This is a genomic window from Roseimicrobium gellanilyticum (assembly GCF_003315205.1).
GTDB classification, from domain to species: Bacteria; Verrucomicrobiota; Verrucomicrobiia; order Verrucomicrobiales; family Verrucomicrobiaceae; genus Roseimicrobium; species Roseimicrobium gellanilyticum.
Map to the genome: position 1 here is coordinate 827,342 of NZ_QNRR01000002.1, position 23,298 is coordinate 850,639.

Genomic DNA, 23,298 nt, shown 5'->3' on the forward strand with positions numbered 1-23,298 from the left:
CAACAACACTGTCATACAGAATGCGCATGACCGGCTCGTCGTCCGACGACAGCTCTGCTATGCTCTTCTGAAGCAACCTTCCCCCATGAAAGCCCGTGCCTTCTTGCTGACCCTGCTGGGTCTTTTAACCGTTGCGAGCCCCGTGCCCGCTGCTGAACTCGTCATTGATAACGAAGAGCTCCTTCCCTCCAGCACGCTGGATTTGCGATTCGACAGCGCGATGATCGGAAAGGAGAAGGTGGGCACCGTGGAGAAAATTTCGCCACTGGTGGGTGAGCCCGCCATCGAAGGCGAATTCAAGTGGACCAGCACGCGCAGCGGCCAGTTCCATTTCACCAAGGCGCCTGCCATCGCCACCACCTATTCCTTCACTCTCCGCAAAGGATTGAAGGATGCTACAGGCAAACCGGTGGCCGTTGAGGAACTTGGCGAGTATGAGACGGAAGCCTTCCGCGTCGCGGATGACTATAAAGAGTATCCCTACAGCTTCGGCGAGTCTGCGCGCCGCACGCCTTACTTCATCCTGCAGTTCTCTGACGCCGTGGACGCTGCCGCCGCCGGGCGACAGTTCCACTTCGTGAGTCGCTTTGGCACCCAGCCGATCGCGGCGAAGGTGCGCTATGCGACGGGGAAGGATTTCAAGAAGCGCTACGGCACGGATCTGGTCCCCACTTGGGAAGAGCAGGGCAAAGGAGTGAAGCCCTCCGTGAAGGATGATGAAACCCGCCCGAATGCCCTGATTGTGCAGACCGGTGAACCACTGCCTCCCGGTGTGGACTGGACCCTGGTGATGCCGGCTGACTTCACCAATGCAGGTGGCAATGCCATCCTCGGCGAAGAAGCCCGCCATGAATGGGGCTCCGTGCAGGTGCTGGCTTTCAAAACCGTGAGCACGGAGAACCGCTTCGACGGTCCTCATTCCATCGTGCTGAACTTCAACAAGAACTTGCGCAATGGAAACCTCTCGGCGGCAGATCTTGAGAAGGCCCGTGTGGAAGCAGCGAAGTTTGTGACGGTGGAGCCTGCCGTGGCGGACATGAAGGTGAATCTGGGATGGTCTTCACTGGAGATGGAAGGCAGTTTCGCCCTCGGCACGCCTTACACGGTCACGGTAAATACAGGCCTGCCCGGGGCAGATGACCTGCCGCTGGAGAATCCCGTGCGCGAAACCGTGACCTTCAAGGCGAGTCCGGTGTTCGTATCCACCAGTGCTGGTGCAAGTACGCAGATCTCGTCTGGCAAGGCATTGCTGGACATCTATGGCGCAAACTTCAAGGAAATGCGCATCCGCGCGAAGCAGCTCAGCGATGGGGAGCTGATCGCGGCGCGTGCCATCTATGAAAAGGAGTACGAAAACTTCGACTACAGCGAGAAGAACAAGACTCCTGCACGCGAGCGCCTGACGCCCTTTGACAAGCTTCCGGGCAAGCAGGTGTTTGAAAAGGTCATCACGAACAACCAGCCGCTGGAGCGTGGCTCGCTCCATGAGATCAACTGGCACGAGGTGCTGGGTCAGACCAAGGCGGCCCCTATCTTCTTGGAAATCGAGGCAACTCCACAAGACGGTGCACCTGTCGGCGCCATCTTGAACCGCAGCATCGTGGAGTTCACGGACATCGGCCTGATGGTGAAGAACACGGGTGAAGAAGCGCTCGTGTATGCATTCTCCCTGAAGACGGGCCAGGCCCTGCCGGGTGTGCAACTTACCTTCGCGGATGAGGAGCGAGCCTTTCTGAAGTCTGCTCAAACGGATGACAAAGGCATGGCCATGGTACCAAGCCAGAATGCCGCCTGGGTGCTGGCAAAAAATGGCGACGACTGCACCGCAGCAATCTGCAGTGGTAGGGAAAATCGCATCGGACTCTGGGGTCACAACATCAACATCGGGTGGGGTGACCCATGGAAGGCGAAAAACGAAACCTTCATTTTCTCTGACCGTCCCGTGTACAAGCCCGGCGAGAAGGCGAACGTGAAAGCCATCACCCGCATGCGCACCGGTGATGCGCTGACCCTTGGCCAGCCTACCAAGGCCAAGCTCACCATGACCGACCCGCGCAATCGTGAGGTGCTGAACAAGGAAATCACCTTCACGGCGAATGGCACCTGGAGCGACCAGATTGCGCTGCCTGAAGGCGCGGTGGGCTGGTACAGCCTGAATATCCGCTTCCGCGAACCCGAGGCCGGTGAAGATGAGTATGAAACCGGTTCGCTGGTGAACCTCGCACTGCGTGTGGACGAGTACAAGCCGAACACCTTTGAGGTGAAGCTGAATGGGGAGAAGTTCCAGGCCAGCAAGGATCGCATCAAGGTGCCGCTCAAGGCGAACTACTACATGGGCAAGGCACTCTCCTCGGCGAAAGCCACGTGGAGTGCGAACCTTTCCAGCGTATACATGCCGCCGGATGAATTTGCGGAGTACCACTTCGGCGATGCCCCCTCCTGGTGGCACTATGGCAAAGATCGCGATGATGAGACGGCTTCCGAGGAAGACGAGGATGAATCCAGCAACTGGGGCGCTCATGGTGAACTCACGCTGAATGACGACGGCACTGCGACCATCGAACTGCCACCTCCGCCAGCGCACAAGGAAGCGCTGCCGCAGACCATTTCCGTCTATGCGGATGTGACGGATGTGAATCAGCAGACCATCGCTGCGAATACGGAATTCAAGATTCCCGGCGCGGACTTCATCGTGGGCGCGAAGACCCATGCCTGGAGTGGCACAGCGGGCAAGGAATTCTCCATCGACCTCGTGGCGATCACACCGCAGGGCAAGGGCTTCACCTCTTCGGTTCCGGTCGATGTGAAGATCGAGCGCCAGGCGTGGAACACCGTGCGTGTGCAAGGCGCAGGTGGCGCCATGACAGCGAAGAACCAGAGTGTGTTGCTCGAAGAGCTGAAATCCCGTGTGGAACTTAAGAGCCAGAACGGTGGCGCGGCTGCGGCGGAAGTGAAGTTCACCCCAAAGGCTGGCGGCACCTATTTCATCACCTCGACGGCGACGGACGCCAGCGGCAAGACGGTGCTTTCCCGCCTGGGGTTCTATGTGCTGGGAGGCAAGGATTTCCCCTGGGCCTGGGATGATGGCGCGCTCATCGCGCTACAGCCGGATAAGACCACGGTGAAGCCGGGTGAAGAAGTGAGCGTGGTGGTGAAGTCACCCATCGCTGGCACTGCCTTGGTCACGGTGGAACGCAACCGCATCCATCGGCAGTTCCTCGCACCGGTGTCCACGGAGAACCCGGTGGTGAAGGTGCCCATCACGGATGAAGACGGTCCGAATGCGTATATTTCCGTGGTGGTGATCCGCGGTGCGGACCAGAGCCCGCATGCTGACAAGGTGCCTGACTACAAGGTGGGCTACTGCGAGATCGCGGTGGAGAGCAATACGAAGAAGCTCCTGGTCACGACGGAAGCTTCGCAGCCATCCGTTTTGCCGAACGGTCAGCAGACTCTGACCGCTACCGTGAAGGACGGCGCAGGCCAGCCGGTGGAGGGCAGTGAGGTCACGTTCTTTGCCGTGGATGAAGGGGTGCTCAGCCTCATGGCTTATGAGACTCCGCAGCCTTTCGAATTCTTCCATGCGGCGAAGGCTCTCTTTGTCTCCACGTACACCACACTCGATGCGCTGCTGACTGAAGACATGAAGCAACGCCATCGTGGCAACAAGGGCATCATAGTGGGCGGCGGCGATGAAGAACTCGGCGCGGACATGGCGCTGCGGAAAAACTTTGTGGCCACGGCGGTGTGGCAGGCTTCACTCATCACGGACAAGGACGGCAAGGTGACTACAACCTTCAATGCACCAGACAGCCTCACACGCTACCGCGTCATGGCCATTGCCGCGAAAGATGGTGACCGCTTCGGCACGGGCGAGTCCTCCTTTGTGGTGAACAAGCCTCTCATGGTGGAGCCGGTCGTGCCCCGCTTCGCCCATGCGGGTGACGAGATTCTGGTGAAGGCCGTGGTGCACAACACCACTCAGCACAGCGGACAGGTGGAAGTGGAACTGCAGCTCGATGACCATGCACAACTCATCACCGAGGAGCGTCCTTTTGCCCTGGCTGCACTGAAGAACCGCACCACCACGAACGACGGCAGGTCAGAACGTCGCGTCATCACACTCAAGGCGGGTGAGACGACGGCCCTGGCCTTCCCGGTACGCTTCATCAAGAACGGCACGACCACATGGAAGTGGCAGGCCAAGACCACGGAGTGGAGTGATGCCAAGGCCCTCGGCGATGCCGTGGAGTCCAAGTTTGACATTCATCATCCCGTGCCGGCCCTGCGTGAAGTGCGCTACCTGCAACTCACCAGCGCGAGCGCCAGCCAGGATCTGCTGAAGGGCATCAACCCACAGCTTCTGGAAAGTGATGGCGAACTGCGCATCGACTTCAGTCAGTCCCGGCTCAGTGAGGCGCGCGATGCCTTGGAGTATCTGCTGCACTACCCGTATGGCTGCGTCGAGCAGACCACCAGCGCCACGCTGCCCTGGCTTGCCCTGAGCAAGTACGAGCCGATGTTCCCCGACCTCCTGCAGAAGGACAAGGTGCGCGATGCCATCAATCGCGGTGTGAACCGCATTCTGCAGATGCAGACCGATGATGGTGGCCTGGCCTACTGGCCCGGAGGTGACACACCTGAACTCTGGGCGAGCGCGTATGGGGGGCACTGCCTCTTCAAGGCCAAGGAATGGGGCATTCCGATCCCGCAATCGTCTCTCGACAGCCTGACCACCTGGATCAGCAAGCAGCTTCGCGAGCTGGATCTGGCGAACACCTCGGACCTGAACAAGCTGAATGACGCCGCGATGGCCCTCTATACGCTGGCCCGTGCGGGCAAGGCGGAGCCCGCCTACGCGAATACGCTCTATAGCCGTCGCGAACGCATGCCTGAAACGGCACGTCTGTTCCTTGCACTCAGCATGTGCGTGACAAAAGCGCCTGACGTGCAGATCACCGAACTGCTCAAGCCGCAGAAGAACGACGCGAAAGCGGGACGCTTCTGGCTCGGTGGTGATACGGCTGCCGGGCTGCGTCTCATCGTGTGCGCGGATCGCGGCCTGACAAAGGAAGCGAATGTCATCGCAGATGAACTCATGAAGCGCCGCGGTGGCTGGGGCCACTGGGGCACCACCTTCAGCAACTCCTGGATCCTCACAGGTCTCTCCACACTGGAGCGCCCCGTGAAAGACCCGCAACCGCTGAGCTTCAATGTGGCCATCCGTGGTCAGGAGAAGCCCTTCTCGCTTGCGACTCCCATGGAAAGCACCACGGCCCTGCTGAGCTACAACGCCAAGAAGGAAGCGCCGACCGCGAAGGTGACGTTGCCACAGGATCAGACCGTGCGTGCCCGGGTGGAAGTAAAAGCCTGGCCTGAGCTGAAGACCTTCCAACCCGTGCAGAAGGGCTTTGGCATCAGCCGCCGTTATGAGCGACTCACGCCCACCGGCATGCTGGAGCCTGCGGAGAACCTGCGCGTGGGTGACCTCATCGTGGTGACGCTCGACATCAATGTGATGAAGGGCAATCGCTACCTTGCCTTGGAAGATCGACTGCCCAGTGTTTTCGAGCCAGTGAACCCTGAGTTTACCACGCAGAACAAGAAGCAGGATGCTGATGCCGAGGACAACGCCTGGTACTGCGATCATCGAGAGCTGCGCCATGATCGTGCGTTGTTCTTCACCAATGACTGGAGTACGATTGGCAAGTTCCAGCTGAAGTACCTCGCACGCGTCATTGCCGAAGGCGATGTGGTGGCTCCTCCGGCCCGCATTGAGGCCATGTACGACCCGGCACACTATGGTACCAGCGGTGTACAGCGCATCCAAACACTGCCCATGAGCGACGGCAAGGACGTCGCAGGACAGTAACGGAAAACATCCGGCCAGGGAGTGACACTCATTCCCTGGCCTCACCAGCATCCCATCATGTCCCTCTTACCTGCCATGCTTCGCAAGAAGGCGACATGGCGGTGGACATTGAAAGGGGTGGGTGGTGTGGCGTTGCTTGGCGCTTTGGGATGGTGGGTACTGCCCTGGGTCGCGCCGCTGCCACCCAGGCTGGAGCGGCCTTTGCCGGTGTCACCCGTATTCCTCGCGGCCGATGGCACTCCATTGCGCCAGCTTCTCAGCGTCGATGGACAACGCACCCTGGCACCGGTGTCGCGCATGGAGTTGCCGGAGAAGCTCGTGCAAGCGACACTCGCCGCCGAGGACAAACGCTTCTATTCTCATGGAGGTGTTGATCTGTTGGCGATTGGACGCGCAGCGCTGGATAATCTCACTTCGCGTCGCGTTGTCTCTGGCGCGTCCACGTTGTCGCAACAGCTCGTGAAGGTCTCGGCGGACGAGCGCGCTCCGCGGACCTTTTTCATCAAGATCAAAGAAGCGCTCCAAGCGCGACGCCTGGAGATGACTTGGGACAAGGATCGGATTCTTACCGAGTATCTCAATCGCGTGAGCTATGGCAATCTGCTCACTGGTTGTGCAACCGCTTCACAAGGTTACTTCAACAAGCCGCTGCGTGACCTTTCGCCGGCGGAGTGCGCGTTCCTGGCGGCTTTGCCACAATCGCCCACGCGACTCAATCCTTTTCGCAACCTGCCTGCAGTACAGAAGCGGCAGAAACACATTCTTGAGCGCATGGCGGTACTCGGCTGGTTGACTGAAGAGGAGGGGAAGCTCGCAGGCACGGAGAGAGCCACCTTGCAACGGTACACGGGTGGGTTCGCTGCACCGCATGCCATCGAACTGCTGAAAGGTGGGGCATCGCTGGCAGCGGATGGGAAGATTCACACAACCATCCAGACGGCTTTGCAGCAAAGGATGGAGTCAATTATTGCCCAGCGGCTGGGCGCATTGACGGGCAAGCATGTGACGCACGCCGCTGCGGTGGTGCTTGAGAATGAGACAGGGCGCGTGATTGGCCTGGCTGGCTCGCGCGATTTCTTCGCGGAAGATGGAGGACAGCTCAATGGTGCATGGGTACCGCATTCGCCAGGCTCCGCGTTGAAACCCTTCACCTACCTGCTGGCGCTCGAGCGAGGTTCGACACCGGCCACCATTCTTGCGGATTTGCCCATCGAGTATGCCACGCCCACAGGGATCTACCGCCCGGAAAACTACAACAAAAAGTTCTATGGCCCGATCACGCTTCGCGAGGCTTTGGGCAATTCCCTGAATATCCCTGCGGTGCGTGCGCTACAGCAACTCGGTGGAGAGAAGGTGCTCTGCGAGGAGTTGAAGAGCCTTGGCATCTCCACCCTCACGGAGCCACCTGAGCACTATGGTTTAGGCCTGACCATTGGAAATGCTCCCGTACGCTTGCTGGAGCTGGCCAATGCCTATGCGTGCCTCGCCCGGCTCGGGAAGTGGAAAGAGTGGACCCTCCTGCATGCGACCGCGCAAGGATCTGGCGACGCTGCTGCCAATCGAAAACATACCGAGCAGGTGAGCTTTCTCATCGCGGACATCCTGCATGATGCACAGGCACGCATGCTCGCCTTCGGCCCGCACACGGTCATACGCATGCCGTTTCCGTGTGCGGTGAAGACCGGCACGAGCACGAGCTACCGGGACAACTGGACCATGGGATTCACCCCTGAGTTCACTGTTGGCGTCTGGGTGGGCAATTTTGACAACTCACCCATGAACCAAGTCTCAGGCGTGGCGGGAGCGGGCCCCATTTTCCGTGATATCATGATACACCTTCATGAGACACAGGGAACAACGTGGTATGCGGAACCTTCCGGCATCGTTCGTGCGCGCATTGACCCGAGGAACGGGAAGCGGCTGGATGATGCCTCTCCGAGCGTTCGTGCTTCACGCGAGGAGTCGTTTCTGACAGGTACGCTTCCTCCGGCAGCCACCGCCAGGGACTATGACAGCGAGGGACGGGCGCTGCTGCCGCGCGACTACACCCGCTGGGTGCATGGCGGTGACCACTGGCTGGCGGGCCTGGTGGCGCTGCAGTCTGAGGACAGCAACAACGCTCCTCCTCGCATCTCCATTCCAGTGGACGGGAGCGTATTTCAACTCGATCCGGACTTGAAAGACAAGGGCGGTCGCCTGCTTCTGCGAGCTACGGGACCCGCGGGCATGAAGTGGAGTTCGCCATCCATCGCCATTGTGGATGAGAATGGACTGGCTTATGCCACGCTTGTGCCCGGGCATCATGAATTGCGCGTCGAGGATCCAGTGACCGGGGCCTTCTCTGAAGTGCGCATTGAGGTGCGTGATGCGCTCTCTGCCACGGAGAAGTTGCGAGTGGCTCCGTAACGTGTGTGTCAATGCGGCTGCATTGCCTGGAGGCCGGAGCTTCCTGGTCCAATCGTACTCCCGCTCTGAAGCGCGGCAATTCTACTTCTCTGCAGCTTCTTCAATCACCGGCTCTTTCTCCCACTCACGCATGCGGCGGTCAATGAGAAAGGGGCCGAACGGCAGCAACGAGGCGATGAATACCAGCGCGCTGCGTCCGAAGGACCAACTGGTGGACATCATGACGCGCAGCAGGGCGAAGCAGAAGAGCACAAAGAGCAGGCCGTGGATCCAGCCGACCACCTTCACAGCCATGGGCATGCCGGCCATGTACTTCAAGGGCATGGCGATGCCAAGCAGGATGAGAAAGGACACACCCTCAACAAGGGCGATGTGACGAAGGGGAGTGACAGGGTGGGAGTTCCTCATAGGGGCTTGTAAAATACGCAGTGAACTGTGCCCCCATTTCGAGTGGAGGAGGTGTTCAGGGAGCATTCTTCATTCCGCAAGATTGAGAGGGAATCAACTTCTCAGTGCCCGGTGGCATCTGGGAGACGAATTCCTTATGGTCGTTGTCACTTTATTTTCTTTCGCATGCCGCCTGCGTCCAAGCCCATCCGCGCTCTTTTGTTGCTCTTGCTCACGTACGTGGGTTTCATCAGCCTGGGATTGCCGGATGGCATGCTCGGAGTCGCTTGGCCATCCATGCGGGCGCAGTTCGATTTGCCCCTTGATGCAGTCAGCGCCGTGCTGGTGGTGTTCATCGCAGGCTATCTCATCTCGACCCTCTCAAGCGGCTGGCTGCTGGCGCGGATGAATGTGGGCATGCTGCTGGCGCTGAGTGGTGCGGCCACAGCGGTGGGACTCATTGGCTATGCCACAGCTCCAGCATGGGCCGTGATCGTGGCCCTGTCGTTCATTTCGGGTCTCGGCGCGGGAGCCATCGATACCGGTCTCAACACGTATGCGGCGATGAACTACAGCGCGCGCACCATGAACTGGCTGCATGCATGCTACGGTCTCGGTGCCGCCTCTGGTCCGGTGCTGCTCACCAGCATTCTTGCAAGTGGCGCACCTTGGCAGCGTGGGTACTTCTGGGTGGGCATTGGTGAAGTGGTGCTGGTGGCTTGCTTCCTCGCCACGCTGTCCTGGTGGCCGAAGGCGTCTGGCACAGCGCATGCCGAGCAGACACAGGAAACAGCAGCGACACAGCCGCCGGCCACTTTGTGGAGCACGCTAAGACTGCGGACCGTGTGGCTGGGCATTGCGACCTTCTTCATCTACACGGGAACAGAGGCAGCCGTGGGGACATGGGCATACACGTTCCTCACGGGACATCATGGCGTGGCACCGGACAGGGCTGGGAATTGGACTGCGGCTTATTGGGGCTCGCTTACGGTAGGGCGCATCGCGGCGGGACTCATTGCAGGAAAGTTCACGCCACGAGCGCTCATCCTCGGAGGTGCGTGGATCATTGTCATGGGGGCCGTGCTGATAGTGTCAGGACTTGGCGCCACCCTGACCATTGTGGGCATCATGTTCATCGGCTTTGGCTGCGCGCCCATTTTCCCCTCGCTGATTTCGACCACTCCCAATCGTGTGCCACTCCAGCACACCGCAAACGCGGTTGGGTATCAGATTGCCGCAGCTACGCTGGGCATCGCGCTGGTGCCGTCGTTCGTCGGATTCCTCGGGCGCGTGCAAGGGTTGCAGGTGATCCCGGTGGCGTGGTTCGTCGCTGCGGCTGCACTGCTGGTGCTGTTGATGATGCTTTTGCGCTTCTCCCCGAATCCATCACTCATCGAGACACGCACTGCATCCGGCACCCCGAGCACTCCATGAAATCCAAGAGACCTGCTTCCTCTTCCTCACGCCGTCGATTTCTCCTTGGCACGCCCGCCGCGATTGGTCTGGCACACATTGCACGTACTCCTTCCGTGAGCGCACAGGATAAACCCTCCGTATCGCCAGCGCCTTCCGGCAAGGCGCACTACATCTGCGTCACCTGCGGCATTCAATTTGCGGAAACAGAGGCCGCGCCCAAGGAGTGTCCGATCTGCCAGGATGAAAGGCAGTATGTGGGACTCAATGGCCAGGAATGGACCACGCTCGATACCATGCGGCGCGGAGGATGGAAGAACATCTTCAAGGAACAGGAGCCAAATATCATCGGCATCGGCGCTGAGCCAAAGATTGGAATCGGCCAGCGTGCGCTGCTGGTACGCACACCCAAGGGCAATATCCTGTGGGACTGCATCAGCTACCTGGATGACGAGGCGATTCGTGAGGTGAAGAAACTGGGAGGCATCTCAGCCATTGCCATCTCCCACCCACACTACTATACGGCGATGGTGGAGTGGAGCCGCGCCTTTGGTGGTGTACCGATTCACCTGCATGAAGCCGACAAGCAATGGGTGCTGCGGCCGGATCCGGCCATCCAGTTCTGGAAAGGAGAAACCAAATCCCTGGGTGATGGCCTCACGCTCATCAACACGGGCGGTCACTTCGATGGCTTCCAGGTGTTGCACTGGCGGGATGGTGCGGAAGGGAAGGGCGTGCTCCTGGCCGGAGATCAACCTCAGGTGGTTTCGGATCGGCGTTGGGTGAGCTTCATGTACAGCTATCCCAACTACATCCCGCTCAACAAGCCAGCCATTGAACGCATCGTGAAGGCGCTGGATCCGTTCGAGTACGATCGCATCTATGGCGCCTTCTGGCCGGGTGTAGTGGCGAAGGACGGGAAGGGGGCGGTGAAGAGATCCGCTGAAAGATATCTCAAGGCGATTGTGTGAGTATCGCTCCCGACCTTGTTGATGTTAGAGCAGAGGACTCATAATCCCCTGGGTGGGGAGTTCCATTTTCACTTCTTCACCGTATCCACGGATGAAGTCGTGCTGCTGGCAGGATGCTCCTTGAAGAACTTTACGATCAGTGGCGGAGCATCTTGGAGGAACTGGTGGCCTCCGGGATGGATGAGGCTCACGAAGGGAGTACCGGTGAGTGAGGGGTAAGCAGTACCCACTTCATTCCACGCTTTTCCCTGAGATTCGCAGCCATTGAGTTTGCGCACGGCTTCCATGGTCTTCACCTGCCACTCATACTTCACCAGAGGATCCGTCTCGCCAGCGAGGTGCATCGCGGGCTTGGGCTTGAGTTTTGGCATGCTGAAAGGGGCGGCTGCGGCTGAAGGAGCCATCGCGGCAAAGACATCGCCACGCTCTGCCCACAGCATGTACGTGAATCCACCGCCATTCGAATGACCTGTGGAGTAGATGCGTTTGCTGTCGACCTTGTAGTCCGTCTTCAGCTTCGCGAGAACCGCATCGAAGAATTTGAGATCGCGGTTGCCCTCCAGCCCCTCGCGTCCCTGCCATCCGTTCTTCTTTCCCTCAGGATCCGTGAGCTGACCCTTGGTGGGCAGCCCCTGCATGTAGACCGAGATGGCTTCCGGCCACTCGTGGTAGATGCCGAAGCTGCGCGCCGCCTGCCTGGCATTACCACCATGACCATGGAAAACAAACACGACCGGGGTGGGTGATGATTTTGCCGATGCGGGAGCGTAGATCAGCGCCTCACGGGCTACGCCCTCCACGGTGTAGGATGCCGCCCCCAGACTCTCTGGAAGCTGCAGGGCCTGCTGCAAGCGCTGACGGGCCGTTGGGGGCTCCGCTTCGACGTACAGTGATGAAGCCGCCAGCAGGGCCAGCAGCAGGCAGGTAACAGGGGAATAGCGAGTCCTGGGAAGTCTCATGACGGGTAACGATGCTGCTGAGGACGTGCACCAAGTGATGAAGGTTACAAGCTTTGCAGAGCTAAGCACGATTTCCATTGGTGGCTGGAATAACTTGTGCCAGATCCAAACCGCAGAAATCCATCGTTTCAATAGTTTCCTGGCAACAACTTCCCCATGTCTCACAGCAAGTCCCGAGTGCGCTCCTTTTCTGTTTTGTGCGGCATTCTGGCAGTGTTGGTGGGACTCGTTATTTTGCTTCAGCATTCGAGCGGGACTCTGGCTGCATGGACGGCCCGTATTGAAAATTCCAAACTGGAACCCGCGGACGGGGGAGCCTATGCCTGGTCGATTCCGGCCAAGCTTCGCCAGACCGAGATTCCTACCTCCGTCCGTTTATTGGAAAATGGAGCGCCCCTGACTCAAGCTGCAACCAGCAATCAGGTGCGCGAAGGGGGCAGGGGACTATTCAGCATCAGCCTGAAGCAAGTCTGGTTGTCATCCACCGATGGTACAGACCCGAGACAGAACGGACGCAGGTACGAGGTCCAGGTTTCCCGCAATGTGCCCAAGCTCATGCTGACCACCGCCTGGATCCTGATCTTTTTGGGTGCTCTCTTTTTGACTCGCGGTCTCTGGGGCTTCTGGATCTGGAGTGCGTTATGGCCGGGAACAGCCCAGGCTGCCGCTCCACGTCCCAAGCCTGCCCGCGAATGGAGCTTGGATGCCATTCGTGGCATCGCGATCATGCTCGTCCTTTTCGCGCACGTGCCCTGGCCCAAAGGAGTGCCAGACTTCCCCAAGCCACTGCTCCTCATGTTCAATCGGGGAGGGTGGATGGGGGTGGACCTTTTCTTTGTACTGAGCGGTTATCTGATCTCGGGTCTCCTGCTGGAGGAGTGGCGGCAGAACGGCTCTGTAAGAGTGGGGCGCTTTCTGTATCGACGGGCATGGAAGATCTATCCAGCACACTGGATTCTGATCCTGGCTACGGTGGTGGCAGCGACTTTTGTCCCGTTGCAGAGTGCGGAAGTATCCATCGATCGGATCACCCATGAGCTTTTGTATCTCCAAAACTATCTGGGAGGTGTTTGGGGACACACGTGGAGCTTGGGTGTGGAGGAGCAGTTCTACCTGCTTCTGGCCTTCGCATTTGCACTCGCAGTTTCCCAAAGGGCTCCCTCGAAAGATGGTGAAAACTTGCGCTGGCTCCCGCGACTCGCACTTTGCATCTGCCTGATCTGCCCGGCACTCAGGATACTGAGATTTCTCCATGGCGGGCATTACGCGTACAACTACGCCGCCACCCATCTTCATGGTGATGCCTTGATGTGGGGTGTGCTGCTTAGATATGCCCGACATGCTCGCCCAGATGTATTTGTCCGCTGGGCAGACAGGCTTCGCTGGTGGGGCCCTCCGGCAATCGCAGTGCTTTTGTCCCCGTGTTTTGCTTACGGCAGGAATGACTGGACCATGACCATCGGCCTGACCGCCGTGTCGCTGGCCACCTGTCTTCTCATCCTCACCTTGTATGGATGGCAGCAGAGACATGGAAGCGGACCTGTGCTGGCTCCGCTGTGTTTTTTGGGGAGGCACTCCTATACGCTCTACCTCTGGCACTTCCCACTCGTCCAAGTCATGAGTCCTTATTACCTTGCTGCCCCCACAGCTCCAACTTCGATGGCATGGTTCGCGGGGTACGTGGTAGCGACCATGGGCATATCGTTGTCAGTGAGCTGGCTCATAGAAGCACCGTTGCTTCGACTGCGGGATCGACTGGTGCCTTCGGGAATTGGCAATCCGGCAACATCACGCGGGTAGGGGGAGAGAGAAATCCTCCACAACCATGTGAGAACCTTCACGTTGAGCTGATAGTTCAACGGCAGTTTTGACAAACATCCACCCCGTTCTCTCCGCTTGGTACCAGTCCCGCAGGGAGCTTTTCCCTGCACGAATCGCAGGTGCGAAAATAGCGATAGTCCGCCAGAGCTATCATGCGGGCACGGTCCACCTGCAGGGGCGTGGCCTTGGAAGGCAGCACGCACGCGAGGGACCAGCGAGTAGCCAGGGTGTCTCCGTCGCCGCCATCCACCATCTTCACCTCCACGAAGATGCGATTGGGGGTTGTGCGTACACGCATGTACTCCTGCAACAGGGTCTGGTCTTCTTGAGTCATGGAACGGGCGGGAGGAAAAGACAAAGACTCACGCTGTTTACAGACTATTTACGGAAAGCAAGGGCAAGGCGATGCATTTGTGATGACGCACCCAGTGGAACTGCGTTAGCCTACCTTTATGAAAACGATGCCTTTGTGCGCGTTCACCATGCTCGTCACCGGAGTATTGACCACGGCATACCCCCAGGAATCCTTTCCCATATCCATACCCGTCACGCCTGAACACCACGCCGAGCTGGTTCGCAAGAGGGAGGCTGCAAGTCAGGAACTGACCCAGAGGGTGCAGAACAAGAAACGCTCGCAGTTGAATCCATCTCGTGAAGCGCGGATCCAGTCCCAGGCTGTCCAGGCCCGGCATCTCATTACGGTGGCTAATGATTACATTGTCGAAGTGTACAAGAACGGGAAACGCATTCCCGACGCGAAGCGTGAGCTGCTTGAGGAACGCTTTGGCGCCACCGCAGAACGCATCGCCGTGGATGTGCGAAAGGGGGACTGGCTCGTATTTCAAGTGGTGCACAATCGCATCCGTTGGGGCGGCTCAAAGTACTTCGCCGTCGCAGGGCTTGTGGATGACACGCAGATTGGATTCGTTTCGGATCCTTCCTCCCAGCAATGGGGCGTGTGTGATGATCCGGTGAAGTCGGTGGAGTTCATCCGGAATCGCGATGCTGGCATGGAAGTGCGGGCTGGCGCCATTGCCAATCCCTGGGGTGAGGGAGACATGTACATGCGGAAGTTTGTCGGCGATGGCTATGTAGGGAGACCCCTCTGGGGCGGGGCAGCCTCCACGTGGATCAAGTTCGTGGTGGATGAACCAGCGCCCCTTGTGGGAAGAGGACAGCTCGAAGACATCAGCCAGGATGTTGAGGGGCAGGGGGATATCGACCCCAAGAAAGTAAACATAGTCCTCCCCACCAATCCCGCCAAGCTTGAGCCGAAGTCGTATCGCCCCAAGCAATGGTCGGTGCAGGTTCTCTCCGCCATCTACGGCACAGGTGGGAAAGATGCTGATGTCACGGCCAAAGTGCGTGATCTCGTGGAGACAGAGCAGCGCATGTTCTCCGTCAGCCCACCCGAACTCGGCGCCGATCCAAACCCCTATTGGAACAAGTCACTCCACATCATCTACATGAAGGACGGCGTGCGTCGCGAGCAGTGGAGAAATGAAAATGAGCACGTGCTTCCCGAGAGCTTCTATGGGCCGCAAGATGCGGTGGAACTGGCCAAGTGGCTCGCTGGCACACGCTGGTTCGGGGAACGACCGGAGATTCAGTTTCACGCGGACAGTACGTTTACCTCGCCCGGTACTGCAGGCACATCCCGCTGGGAGGCGACGGCAAACAACAAAATCCGCCTATTCTGGGCGGATGATCGGAAAGCGGAGTTCACCTTCGACTACACTCGGAGCAGCTTCTCCGAGGACGGCAATGCCGCCCATGTGTATCACGTGAAAAACTAGACCCGTTTTGGCGAGTCTGAGAAGTTACCTCCGATTCTCGGCGTCAATCTGCTTGCGATGCTCAGCTTCGAGATCCCATTTGCGATGCTCGACGTAGGCTTCGCGTTGTTCGTTGGACATCTGTTCCGCGGGGGGCAGGTCCTGGCAGGAGGAGAGCACCAGTGGCAGCAAACAAGCGAGGCAGGCACAAGCAACACCCCAGCGATATGGCGACGACGTTGTTTTCATGGCAGCAAATATACAGCGTGGACAAATGTGTTCGTGTGACGTGCAGAGCCGGTTGCGCCATACGTGAATCGCAAGTGCGATACCTGTTGCGCAGGTCCCGTGGATTGAATCTGCCGAAAGCTATTGCAGGCTTGAAAGTCTGAGCCGCTCCGCTTCCAATTTGGCAATTGCCTGCTCGCACTTCGCGATCACGGCACCGCGGCTGGAGATACGGTTGTTGATGCTGGCCACCAGTTCCGCATCGCGCTCGTGCTTGATCTTCTCTCGCAAGGAGACGATTTGCCTGTCAATGGACTCGATGGCGGCGGCTGCCTGCTGGCGGCGCTCAGCTTTCTTGTCTTCGGCATGGGCTTTCACTGCGGCGTTGTTCGCCTGTTCCATTGCTGCCACTGCCGACTCGCGTTCCTTTTGCTCCAGGGCACCAGCTGCATCCTGCTTGGTGAGGAGATCAGCCACCACCATCATATCCGAGGTCAGGTCGCCAGGCTTTACGGTGAAGCTTTTGCCGTTGTAGAGAACTTCCGTTTCACTGACTTTGGTGACTTCCCGCCCCGCCGGCACGGACGACACTCCAGTTTCTGACATGGAGGAAATCCGACGTGCTGTATACCAGACTGCGGGGGGCGCAGGTGCAGCCACCACCGGCTCAGGAGCGGGTTCAGGCAAGGCAGGCGACGGCACAGGCAACGGCGGAAGCTCGTCCTCTGCCACCTTTTTTACGACCGTCTTCTTTGGCTTCGAGGTCTCTTTGGACTCGGGCTTCTGCTGAAACACATATACCAGCCCTGCAGCCACCAGGAGGAACACGACGAGGATAGAGGAAAGGTTCATGGGGGTATGCTGGATAATCGTAGAATCAGCCCTCTTGTGCCATACTTTTTCACAGTCCCGCGTGCTTCATTCATTCAGCACGCATAAAGGCGGAGATAAGAGGAAGCGCACCGATGGCTGCTCATTTGCGAGCTCTTCGAGTCATCGCATTCTGTTTCCAAATGCCGACGTCGCTTCAATTGTGCATCACGTCTTATTTTGTGATGCGGCGGACTCCCGGCAGTCACTTCTGCATCGGGAAACAAGGCTGGCGGAACGGACGGGACTCGAACCCGCAACCTCTGCCGTGACAGGGCAGCGCTCTAACCAATTGAGCTACCGCTCCAACCTTGTCTTCCCGGGTCTCGGGAAGGCGTGAAGACTAGCTTTGATTCCGTTATACGCAAATGCATTTTGATAGTTTCTTGCAGAATCTTTGATGATCAAACCACGACATCGACACAAACGCAGGTCCTTCATCCTGCGGAGGATGTGCTGACGGAGGTCGCTCGCATTCAGCACCACTTTTCACGGCACTTCTTCGCCCGAGGTGTAGAGCCACTTCTCCACTTTTCCGTCGTGGATGTGGGCGACCGCCTGGGCATCGATAGGACCGAATGCGGTCTGCACCGTAACGTCGACGGTAATCATCCAGTAGACCTTGCCATCCATCTCTTCACGCACTGGCTCACCCCACTTGCGTACATTTTGAGGTGTGATGTCAGTGACCTGGCCAGCCTTCATGCTCGCCAGGAGCATGTCATAAGTGCCCTCGGCATTTCGTGTGGGCGCCCCTGGGGCATCTGCTGCCTTGTTGGTTGGCGAGTTCGCTGCACGCTTCCTTGCGGCAAGCATCGCGAGGTGGGATTTGCGGGAGCGCTCTGTGATGGACAGTTTCCATTGTTCATATGCCTCCGTGAGTACCGCTTTGAAGTCCGTGTCATCCATCAAGACCTGAACTCGCGCAGGTGAACTCACCGACATGGCGATGACCAACATGCTGCCTTCCTGCTCGATGGCCTGCACATGGCTGCCGGCCGGCACTTTGGAGGACATCTTGTTTCCTCCGGACAGGACCGTGACAAACTCCACCGACTTCATCACGCGCACCTCTCGCGGAAATGCCGTCACTGGCACCTGGGTCCAATTCTTCACCACGTCTTCCAGCGGAAGAAATGTGGGAGGCGTAAAGCCGTCCGCATCAGGCTTCGGTGTGTTCTCCGTCACGGAGGATGGAGGCATCACCGCACTCTGGGTGGAGGCCATCGACAGAGATGGCTCCGGCGTTGGGGGCTTGGTCAGGGTTGCCGTGGTCGCCGAGGTACCCGGAGGAGAAGGCAGGGGAGGAGGTGCTGGCACCGTCACGCTTGCGGTCGCCGTGCCTCTTGAAGTTGCGACTGCTTCAAGCGAAGGGCCAGTGCGGTTCAGCCCCACCCAGTCAATGATGGGATCGTAGGCGTACAGATAAGCGGTGCAGCTTGTGACTCCCAGCAGCAGGAGCAAGGCGAGCGCCTTCATGCGTGGCGGATGGTGATGATGCTGCGTTCATCAGCGACCGTGTTTCATCCACAACGCGGACGTTGTCGACGGGGCACTGGCAGCTGACGAACTTGGCTAAACGATCACCCATCCACCCGAAAGGCGCAGTGGCTGGCTTCAGCACACGATCAAGGCACCACTTCGCCGGAACCGGTATAGATCCATTTTTCCACCTTGCCGTTGAGGATGCGCGCTTGGGCCTGGGTGTCGAAATCGCCGAACATGGTCTTCGTGGTGTAGTCCACGATGATGGTCCAGTAGTCCTTGCCATCGATCTTTTCCATCTGGGCATCTCCCCACTTCTTGACGTTGGTGGGAGTGATTTCCGTGACCTGGCCAGCCTTCATGCTTGCCAGAAGGACGTCATAGGTTCCCTCAGTGTTGCGTGCGGGAGCTCCAGCAGCGGCCGGTGTGGCAGCGCCGCCTCCAGACTTCTTGGCTTCCTGGGCGCGACCAGCAGACTCCTTGGCGAAGAGATGCTGGCGGCGCTTGTACTCCGTCATGTTCACCTTCCAGTTCTCGTAGGCGGCGGTGAGCACGGCCTTGAGATCAGTGTCGTCGATGGACACCTGAGAGGACGGGGCGCCGGGATCGGGCGAGGTAGCCACCATGAGGTTCAGGCCTTCCTGTCCCGTGACATAGGCGGTGCCACCAGCGGGCACCTTGGAGCCGATCTTGTTGCCGTTGATGACACGGACAAACTCCAGGGGCTTCATCACTTTCACCGGGCGCGGCGGATTGAAGGCGCTCTTGGGGATTTCCATCCAGCCCTTCACCACTTCCTCAATGGGAGGAAATACAGGAGCAAGGAAGCCATCCGCATCCGGCTTGGGAGTATTGTCCATGACCAGTGGGACGGAGGGCATGGGCGGAGGCGTCGGCATGGGTTCCGGCTTGGGAGGCTCGGGCTTGGGCTCCTCCATCTTCGGCGGGGCAGGGGGAGGCTCAGGTGCCTTCACCACAATGGGTTCGACCTCCGACACCACTTCCACCTTGGGTTTTTCCAGGCCAAGGTAGTCAGCGATCGGCTCGTAGGCGTAGAAGTACGACACGGCGCCGACGGCAACCAGAAGAAGAAGCAGACCAAAAGCTTTCATGGATTTTTAAGAAAGAAGCAGGAGACAGCTAAAACGATTTTGTGCGGTTGTAAATTAGTCCGGTTGGAAAAAGTAGCGCAGGACATGGAAGAAAACAGGGGCTGAAAAGCACAGGGAATCAATGCGATCCAGCATGCCCCCATGCCCCTCAATCAGGGTGCCCCAGTCCTTGATGCCGCGCTCCCGCTTGATGGCGGACATCACGAGCCCCCCGAAGAAGCCCGTGATGCAGAGGAGCATGGCCACCAGAAAGGCCTGCCCCGGGGAAAAGGGGGTCAGGCGGAACATGCCGGCGCCAATCAGGCTCGCCGTCGCTACGCCGCCGATGAAGCCCTCCACCGTCTTCTTAGGGCTCACTTTCGGGACGATGGGTCGCTTCCCACACAACTTGCCCCAAACGTACTGCAGAACGTCACTGCCCTGGGTCACGGCAATGAGGAAGAGCACCAGCCCGCCGGGGCCCATCCGCATGGTCTCCACGTTCAGGTTCATGATCATGGGGATGTGGCTGATGAAGTACACGCACACCATCAGGCCCCACTGCGTGCGGGCATTCCGCTCCAGAAAGTCCTGCACATCTCCCTGCAATACTGTGAGCATCGGGATCAACACGAAGGCATAGACCGGGATCATGATGGCAAACATCCCGTACCAGTTCACGGCCACCAGATAGAACTGGTAGGGCACGATGATGAAGAAGCTCACAAAGAGAGCCCAGTGATCTGCCCGCCGGGTGGGGGTCGCGGTGAGGAACTCACGCAAGGCCAGAAAGGAAACCAGGCCAAAAACAATCGCCGTGCCGGGCGATGAGAGTGACAGGGCGCCGATGATTACCAGCACCATGACCCACCAGCTCTTGGTGCGCGCATTGAGATTCGAGACCGTGGCCTTTCCAGACTCACTCTTGGCAGTCTTGGAAAGGATGAAGCCAACGACGCTCGCCACGACGAGTACGCCGAAGACGACCATCATCACATTTTGGCTGACTTGGGAGGACCAGTTGATGGAGGCGGTGAACATGGAAAGTGTATAGGGCAGGAGTAAAAGCTAGCGCGTGGCAGAGGCGAGCCATCTGAGAGCCAAGCCGACCATAAACGCAAATGTCATGGCTCCGAGAGCCCAGATGGAGACCGCCAGTTTGCCGTAGGGCGTTCCGTCTGAAAGCCAGCACGCCACCAGCGCCACGGCCACCAGGGCAGCTTGCCAGAGGCAGGGGCGAGTAGCCGGTCGTGCGACAGCCCCGCTGGCCAGTAACGGGAGCCCAGGCACCACGATGCAAAAGGCTTCTCCAAAGCTCATGGCACTGCCTTCATGCATGCGTCGCATGCGGCATCAGATTCACCACCGCCTCCTTGGTGCGTTTCAGGAAGTCCTGCTTCTTCTCTCCAGGCTCAAGCTTGAGCGGTGCCCCAAAGACCACGCTGCTGAGCAGAGGAATGGGAAGCAGATGCCCCTTCGGCAGGATGCGGTTCAGGTTCTGCAGATACACCGGAACGAATTCCGCTTCCGGCACCTTGGCCGCGAGATGGTAGAGCCCCGGCTTGAATTCGCACATGGTGCCGTCTGGACTCCGCGTGCCCTCTGGGAAGAGGATGAGTGAGTTGCCCTCCCGCATGGCCGTGGCCATCTGCTCGATGGGGTTGTCTTTTCGCGTGATGCCTTCCCGGGCAATCAACAACGAATTGAAAAGGCCTACAGCGATCGCGCGATTTGCTGCGGTCTTGCCCCAGTAGTCGCGAGCGGCGACGGGGCGGGTACACTCACGGGCCGCTGCCGGCAGAGCCGCCCAGAGCGTGGCGAAGTCAAGGTGGCTGCCGTGGTTCGCGAAATACACGCGAAGCTGCCCGCAGGGCGCAGGGCAATCCACCCAAACGGGATTCACCCCGGTGATGAGCCGGATTAGGAAGACAGAGCTGGAACGGAGCCACATGGGAGCCTCAAGGAGTATTGGATGCCTTCTTGTGCAATTCCGCTGAAATGAGACGAAGTCTCCTCCAGCAAGTGACAAGACTGCCGACCACAATGACGGCAAGGGCGACGGTCATGACGGCCTCCGCAGGCTTGGCATCCTGACGGAACCACAGCTCTCCGATGCTCAGCAGGCAGGCCAGCGTGAGCACGGCCATGCGGTGCTGTTTTGCCATGGGGCCGATGAAACTCTGGGTGCCCAGCAGGGTACCTCCGAGCACCCGGATATAGGCCGTCATGAGCGCCAGTACGGCCGCAACCCAGCCCAGTGGGATGTCCCAGAGCTTGATGACCCAGTCGTTGCAATAACCCGCAGCCATCAGAAAGAGGGGGTCCGCGATGCGGTCCGGCACTTCATTGTAGAGACCGCCCACCACGCTCTTCTTGCCTCCCTCGATGGCCACCATGCCGTCGATCAGATTGCACAGGAGTCGAAGCTGGATGCAGGCGGCAGCGCCGATCCACATGAACGTGGCCGCGGTTTTGCAGCAGGCGTAGCTCACCGTCATCATGAGGGCCGCTCCCGCGATGGCGAAGAGGATGCTCAATACCGAAACTGCGTTCGGCGTGATGCCCATGGCATCCACTTTCCGGGCCAATGCCTGGGCCCACTTGGTATTGCGTGATTTGAGTTCGCGGCGGCTTCCGGTTCCAAGGTCGGTTGGCTCCATGGCGCAACCCTATGGAGCAGAACTATGCAGAACGCAATCCCGCTCGCAAGTCAGTGCCTGGGCGAAGGGGCGGGAGGCCAAAAAAATCAGACCGGAGCCGTGACAGCCGCCAACCGTTCCTTTTCGTCGGCTGCCCACTTCTCGATGTGCGCTTTGATGTCGTCCCGCAGAGCCCGGGTCTGGGCCAGCTTTTCCTCCTGAGTCCCCTCGAAGTGGGCGGGATTGGGGAAACTCCAGAAAAGGCGCTCCGTGAGGCCGGGGAAGAGCGGGCAGCGTTCATCCGCGCTCTGGTCACTGACCCCGATGACGCGGTCGAAACGTTCGCCCTTGGTGAAAAGGTCCAGCACACCCTTGGTAGGGCTATGGGAAATGTCGATGCCTGCCTCCTTCATGACCTGCACGGTCATGGGGTCCAGGATACCGGGTTCAAAACCAGCGCTTTTCGCATGGGCCAAGTCAGGATGGAGGTGATTCAGCCAAGCCTCCGCCATCTGGCTGCGGGCCGCATTGCGAACGCACACGAACAGGACCTTGAGGGTACGAGCTTCCATGAGAACGGACGGAGGGGTTGCGCTTTAAGTGAAGCGCTTATGCCCCCGGTGACGCAATACGGCGATCCTGACAATGCTGTCACATGGAAAGGGCACTGATGGGGGCGACTGAAGAATAGCCGCAAAGAGACGCAAATGACCCAAAAGAAGGAGGGAGGGTAAAGTCACGGACGAGTCGCCCCTGCGCATCTCTGCCTCCTGTGCATCAAGGTGTACCACTTGTCTGCAGCGCCGTGCTTTCTAGCTCCAAGCTTCTTTGCCCCTTTGCGGTTAACCGGAAACGTCCCGCAGTCCTCCACCCGTGATTACGTCCTCTCTGATCTCGCGAGGTACGTTGTTGATATTTCAGCTTTTCCGATGGGACAGCGTCGCTATTCTGCCCTCCCCATGTCTGACGAAATCGCTTCACGCCGCTTTGTGACCGCCGCCGAGAAGGTGGATTTTCTTTCCCCGTGGACCCTCGAAGAATGGCTCTGCCGTGGCGACATTGTGAAGAACGAGCAACTCCTCATGGTGCGGGCAAACATGGAGCCGGGAAAGGACCATCCCTTCCACACGCATCCGACCCGGGAGGAGATCATCTACATCGTCTCCGGTCGTGCGGAACAGTGGGTGGGCAAGGAAAAGCGAATCCTCGGTCCTGGTGAGATTGCCTTCATCCCGATGGGGGAAGTGCATGGCACCTACAATCCCTTCAACGAACGCCTCGTCTTCCTCGCCATCCTTTCCCCGGCCAATGCTGCGGATCCTGCGATTGTGGATGTGAGCGAGCAGGAGCCGTGGAAGTCGCTGCGGGACTAGGGTGCGGG

The 23,298-nt window shown here is 58.9% G+C and carries 19 protein-coding genes and 1 tRNA gene; 7 read left to right on the forward strand and 13 right to left on the reverse strand.

The features are described 5' to 3' along the window. Positions 1–85: 85 nt before the first annotated feature. Positions 86–5,872 carry an alpha-2-macroglobulin family protein gene (locus DES53_RS08730; RefSeq protein ID WP_170156962.1) on the forward strand — a complete coding sequence of 1,929 codons (5,787 nt, stop codon included), beginning with the start codon at positions 86–88 and terminating at the stop codon, positions 5,870–5,872. 57 nt (positions 5,873–5,929) lie between these two features. Further along, positions 5,930–8,278 (forward strand): penicillin-binding protein 1C, encoded by a 2,349-nt coding sequence (pbpC, locus tag DES53_RS08735; RefSeq protein ID WP_113957840.1) that lies wholly within the window; start codon positions 5,930–5,932, stop codon positions 8,276–8,278. 81 nt (positions 8,279–8,359) lie between these two features. Here the strand turns inward: pbpC and DES53_RS08740 are convergent, their stop codons facing one another. Further along, entirely contained in the window at positions 8,360–8,686 is a 327-nt protein-coding gene (locus tag DES53_RS08740) for a DUF3817 domain-containing protein (RefSeq protein WP_113957841.1), read from the reverse strand. Positions 8,687–8,851: 165 nt separating this feature from the next. Here DES53_RS08740 and DES53_RS08745 point away from each other — a divergent pair, with 165 nt between their 5' ends. Together DES53_RS08745 and DES53_RS08750 are read left to right on the forward strand one after the other, a co-directional pair. Next, positions 8,852–10,099, forward strand: a complete 1,248-nt coding sequence (locus DES53_RS08745; protein ID WP_113957842.1) for an MFS transporter — start codon at positions 8,852–8,854, stop codon at positions 10,097–10,099. After that, positions 10,096–11,049, forward strand: coding sequence for an MBL fold metallo-hydrolase (locus DES53_RS08750; protein ID WP_211325484.1), 954 nt, complete (start codon positions 10,096–10,098; stop codon positions 11,047–11,049). The genes DES53_RS08745 and DES53_RS08750 overlap by 4 nt, the downstream gene beginning before the upstream one ends. A 68-nt stretch (positions 11,050–11,117) precedes the next feature. Here DES53_RS08750 and DES53_RS08755 read toward each other — a convergent pair whose 3' ends face one another. Further along, complete coding sequence (locus DES53_RS08755) at positions 11,118–12,008, reverse strand: CE1 family esterase (protein ID WP_211325485.1); 891 nt, start codon at positions 12,006–12,008, stop codon at positions 11,118–11,120. Positions 12,009–12,164: 156 nt separating this feature from the next. On the opposite strand from DES53_RS08755, the gene DES53_RS08760 reads away from it, so the two are divergent. Continuing rightward, positions 12,165–13,808: an acyltransferase family protein gene (locus tag DES53_RS08760; protein ID WP_113957843.1), complete on the forward strand. Its 1,644-nt coding sequence runs from the start codon at positions 12,165–12,167 to the stop codon at positions 13,806–13,808. 55 nt (positions 13,809–13,863) lie between these two features. Here DES53_RS08760 and DES53_RS08765 read toward each other — a convergent pair whose 3' ends face one another. Further along, on the reverse strand, positions 13,864–14,163 hold the full coding sequence (locus DES53_RS08765) for a hypothetical protein (protein WP_113957844.1): 300 nt from the start codon (positions 14,161–14,163) through the stop codon (positions 13,864–13,866). A gap of 118 nt (positions 14,164–14,281) precedes the next feature. Between DES53_RS08765 and DES53_RS08770 the strand changes: the two genes are divergently transcribed. Next, positions 14,282–15,625, forward strand: a complete 1,344-nt coding sequence (locus tag DES53_RS08770) for a hypothetical protein (RefSeq protein WP_147263289.1) — start codon at positions 14,282–14,284, stop codon at positions 15,623–15,625. Between the two features lie 24 nt (positions 15,626–15,649). Here DES53_RS08770 and DES53_RS32450 read toward each other — a convergent pair whose 3' ends face one another. From DES53_RS32450 to DES53_RS08815, 10 genes are all read right to left on the reverse strand, one after another. Then, the gene (locus tag DES53_RS32450) at positions 15,650–15,853 is read right to left on the reverse strand and encodes a hypothetical protein (protein ID WP_147263290.1); all 204 of its coding nucleotides are present in this window, start codon (positions 15,851–15,853) and stop codon (positions 15,650–15,652) included. 120 nt (positions 15,854–15,973) lie between these two features. Next, complete coding sequence (locus DES53_RS08775; protein ID WP_113957846.1) at positions 15,974–16,684, reverse strand: hypothetical protein; 711 nt, start codon at positions 16,682–16,684, stop codon at positions 15,974–15,976. Positions 16,685–16,932: 248 nt separating this feature from the next. Then, a tRNA-Asp gene (locus DES53_RS08780) sits at positions 16,933–17,009 on the reverse strand. A gap of 182 nt (positions 17,010–17,191) precedes the next feature. Continuing rightward, positions 17,192–18,181, reverse strand: coding sequence for a hypothetical protein (locus tag DES53_RS08785; protein ID WP_113957847.1), 990 nt, complete (start codon positions 18,179–18,181; stop codon positions 17,192–17,194). A gap of 149 nt (positions 18,182–18,330) precedes the next feature. Then, complete coding sequence (locus DES53_RS08790; RefSeq protein ID WP_113957848.1) at positions 18,331–19,299, reverse strand: hypothetical protein; 969 nt, start codon at positions 19,297–19,299, stop codon at positions 18,331–18,333. Between the two features lie 54 nt (positions 19,300–19,353). Continuing rightward, positions 19,354–20,319 (reverse strand): phosphatidate cytidylyltransferase, encoded by a 966-nt coding sequence (locus DES53_RS08795; RefSeq protein WP_113957849.1) that lies wholly within the window; start codon positions 20,317–20,319, stop codon positions 19,354–19,356. 27 nt (positions 20,320–20,346) lie between these two features. Beyond that, complete coding sequence (locus tag DES53_RS08800) at positions 20,347–20,625, reverse strand: hypothetical protein (RefSeq protein ID WP_147263291.1); 279 nt, start codon at positions 20,623–20,625, stop codon at positions 20,347–20,349. Further along, positions 20,609–21,229 (reverse strand): lysophospholipid acyltransferase family protein, encoded by a 621-nt coding sequence (locus tag DES53_RS08805; protein WP_113957851.1) that lies wholly within the window; start codon positions 21,227–21,229, stop codon positions 20,609–20,611. Before DES53_RS08805 ends, DES53_RS08800 begins: the two co-directional genes overlap by 17 nt. Positions 21,230–21,236: 7 nt before the next feature. Next, complete coding sequence (locus tag DES53_RS08810) at positions 21,237–21,938, reverse strand: CDP-alcohol phosphatidyltransferase family protein (protein WP_113957852.1); 702 nt, start codon at positions 21,936–21,938, stop codon at positions 21,237–21,239. 86 nt (positions 21,939–22,024) lie between these two features. Next, positions 22,025–22,489 (reverse strand): arsenate reductase ArsC, encoded by a 465-nt coding sequence (locus DES53_RS08815; protein ID WP_113957853.1) that lies wholly within the window; start codon positions 22,487–22,489, stop codon positions 22,025–22,027. A 387-nt stretch (positions 22,490–22,876) separates the two neighbouring features. On the opposite strand from DES53_RS08815, the gene DES53_RS08820 reads away from it, so the two are divergent. After that, a complete protein-coding gene (locus DES53_RS08820) occupies positions 22,877–23,290 on the forward strand; it encodes a cupin domain-containing protein (protein ID WP_245958125.1) in 414 nt (137 codons plus the stop codon). The last annotated feature ends 8 nt before the right edge of the window (positions 23,291–23,298 follow it).

Excerpts from the sequence above, each read along its gene's own strand:
- DES53_RS32450 (WP_147263290.1), bottom strand. The coding sequence starts at position 15,853 with ATGAAAACAACGTCGTCGCCATATCGCTGGGGTGTTGCTTGTGCCTGC.
- DES53_RS08730 (WP_170156962.1), top strand. The coding sequence starts at position 86 with ATGAAAGCCCGTGCCTTCTTGCTGACCCTGCTGGGTCTTTTAACCGTT.
- pbpC (WP_113957840.1), top strand. The coding sequence starts at position 5,930 with ATGTCCCTCTTACCTGCCATGCTTCGCAAGAAGGCGACATGGCGGTGG.
- DES53_RS08815 (WP_113957853.1), bottom strand. The coding sequence starts at position 22,489 with ATGGAAGCTCGTACCCTCAAGGTCCTGTTCGTGTGCGTTCGCAATGCG.
- DES53_RS08770 (WP_147263289.1), top strand. The coding sequence starts at position 14,282 with ATGAAAACGATGCCTTTGTGCGCGTTCACCATGCTCGTCACCGGAGTA.
- DES53_RS08805 (WP_113957851.1), bottom strand. The coding sequence starts at position 21,229 with ATGTGGCTCCGTTCCAGCTCTGTCTTCCTAATCCGGCTCATCACCGGG.
- DES53_RS08775 (WP_113957846.1), bottom strand. The coding sequence starts at position 16,684 with ATGAACCTTTCCTCTATCCTCGTCGTGTTCCTCCTGGTGGCTGCAGGG.
- DES53_RS08765 (WP_113957844.1), bottom strand. The coding sequence starts at position 14,163 with ATGACTCAAGAAGACCAGACCCTGTTGCAGGAGTACATGCGTGTACGC.
- DES53_RS08745 (WP_113957842.1), top strand. The coding sequence starts at position 8,852 with ATGCCGCCTGCGTCCAAGCCCATCCGCGCTCTTTTGTTGCTCTTGCTC.
- DES53_RS08760 (WP_113957843.1), top strand. The coding sequence starts at position 12,165 with ATGTCTCACAGCAAGTCCCGAGTGCGCTCCTTTTCTGTTTTGTGCGGC.
- DES53_RS08800 (WP_147263291.1), bottom strand. The coding sequence starts at position 20,625 with ATGCGACGCATGCATGAAGGCAGTGCCATGAGCTTTGGAGAAGCCTTT.
- DES53_RS08790 (WP_113957848.1), bottom strand. The coding sequence starts at position 19,299 with ATGAAAGCTTTTGGTCTGCTTCTTCTTCTGGTTGCCGTCGGCGCCGTG.
- DES53_RS08810 (WP_113957852.1), bottom strand. The coding sequence starts at position 21,938 with ATGGAGCCAACCGACCTTGGAACCGGAAGCCGCCGCGAACTCAAATCA.
- DES53_RS08750 (WP_211325484.1), top strand. The coding sequence starts at position 10,096 with ATGAAATCCAAGAGACCTGCTTCCTCTTCCTCACGCCGTCGATTTCTC.
- DES53_RS08795 (WP_113957849.1), bottom strand. The coding sequence starts at position 20,319 with ATGTTCACCGCCTCCATCAACTGGTCCTCCCAAGTCAGCCAAAATGTG.
- DES53_RS08785 (WP_113957847.1), bottom strand. The coding sequence starts at position 18,181 with ATGAAGGCGCTCGCCTTGCTCCTGCTGCTGGGAGTCACAAGCTGCACC.
- DES53_RS08755 (WP_211325485.1), bottom strand. The coding sequence starts at position 12,008 with ATGAGACTTCCCAGGACTCGCTATTCCCCTGTTACCTGCCTGCTGCTG.
- DES53_RS08740 (WP_113957841.1), bottom strand. The coding sequence starts at position 8,686 with ATGAGGAACTCCCACCCTGTCACTCCCCTTCGTCACATCGCCCTTGTT.
- DES53_RS08820 (WP_245958125.1), top strand. The coding sequence starts at position 22,877 with ATGTCTGACGAAATCGCTTCACGCCGCTTTGTGACCGCCGCCGAGAAG.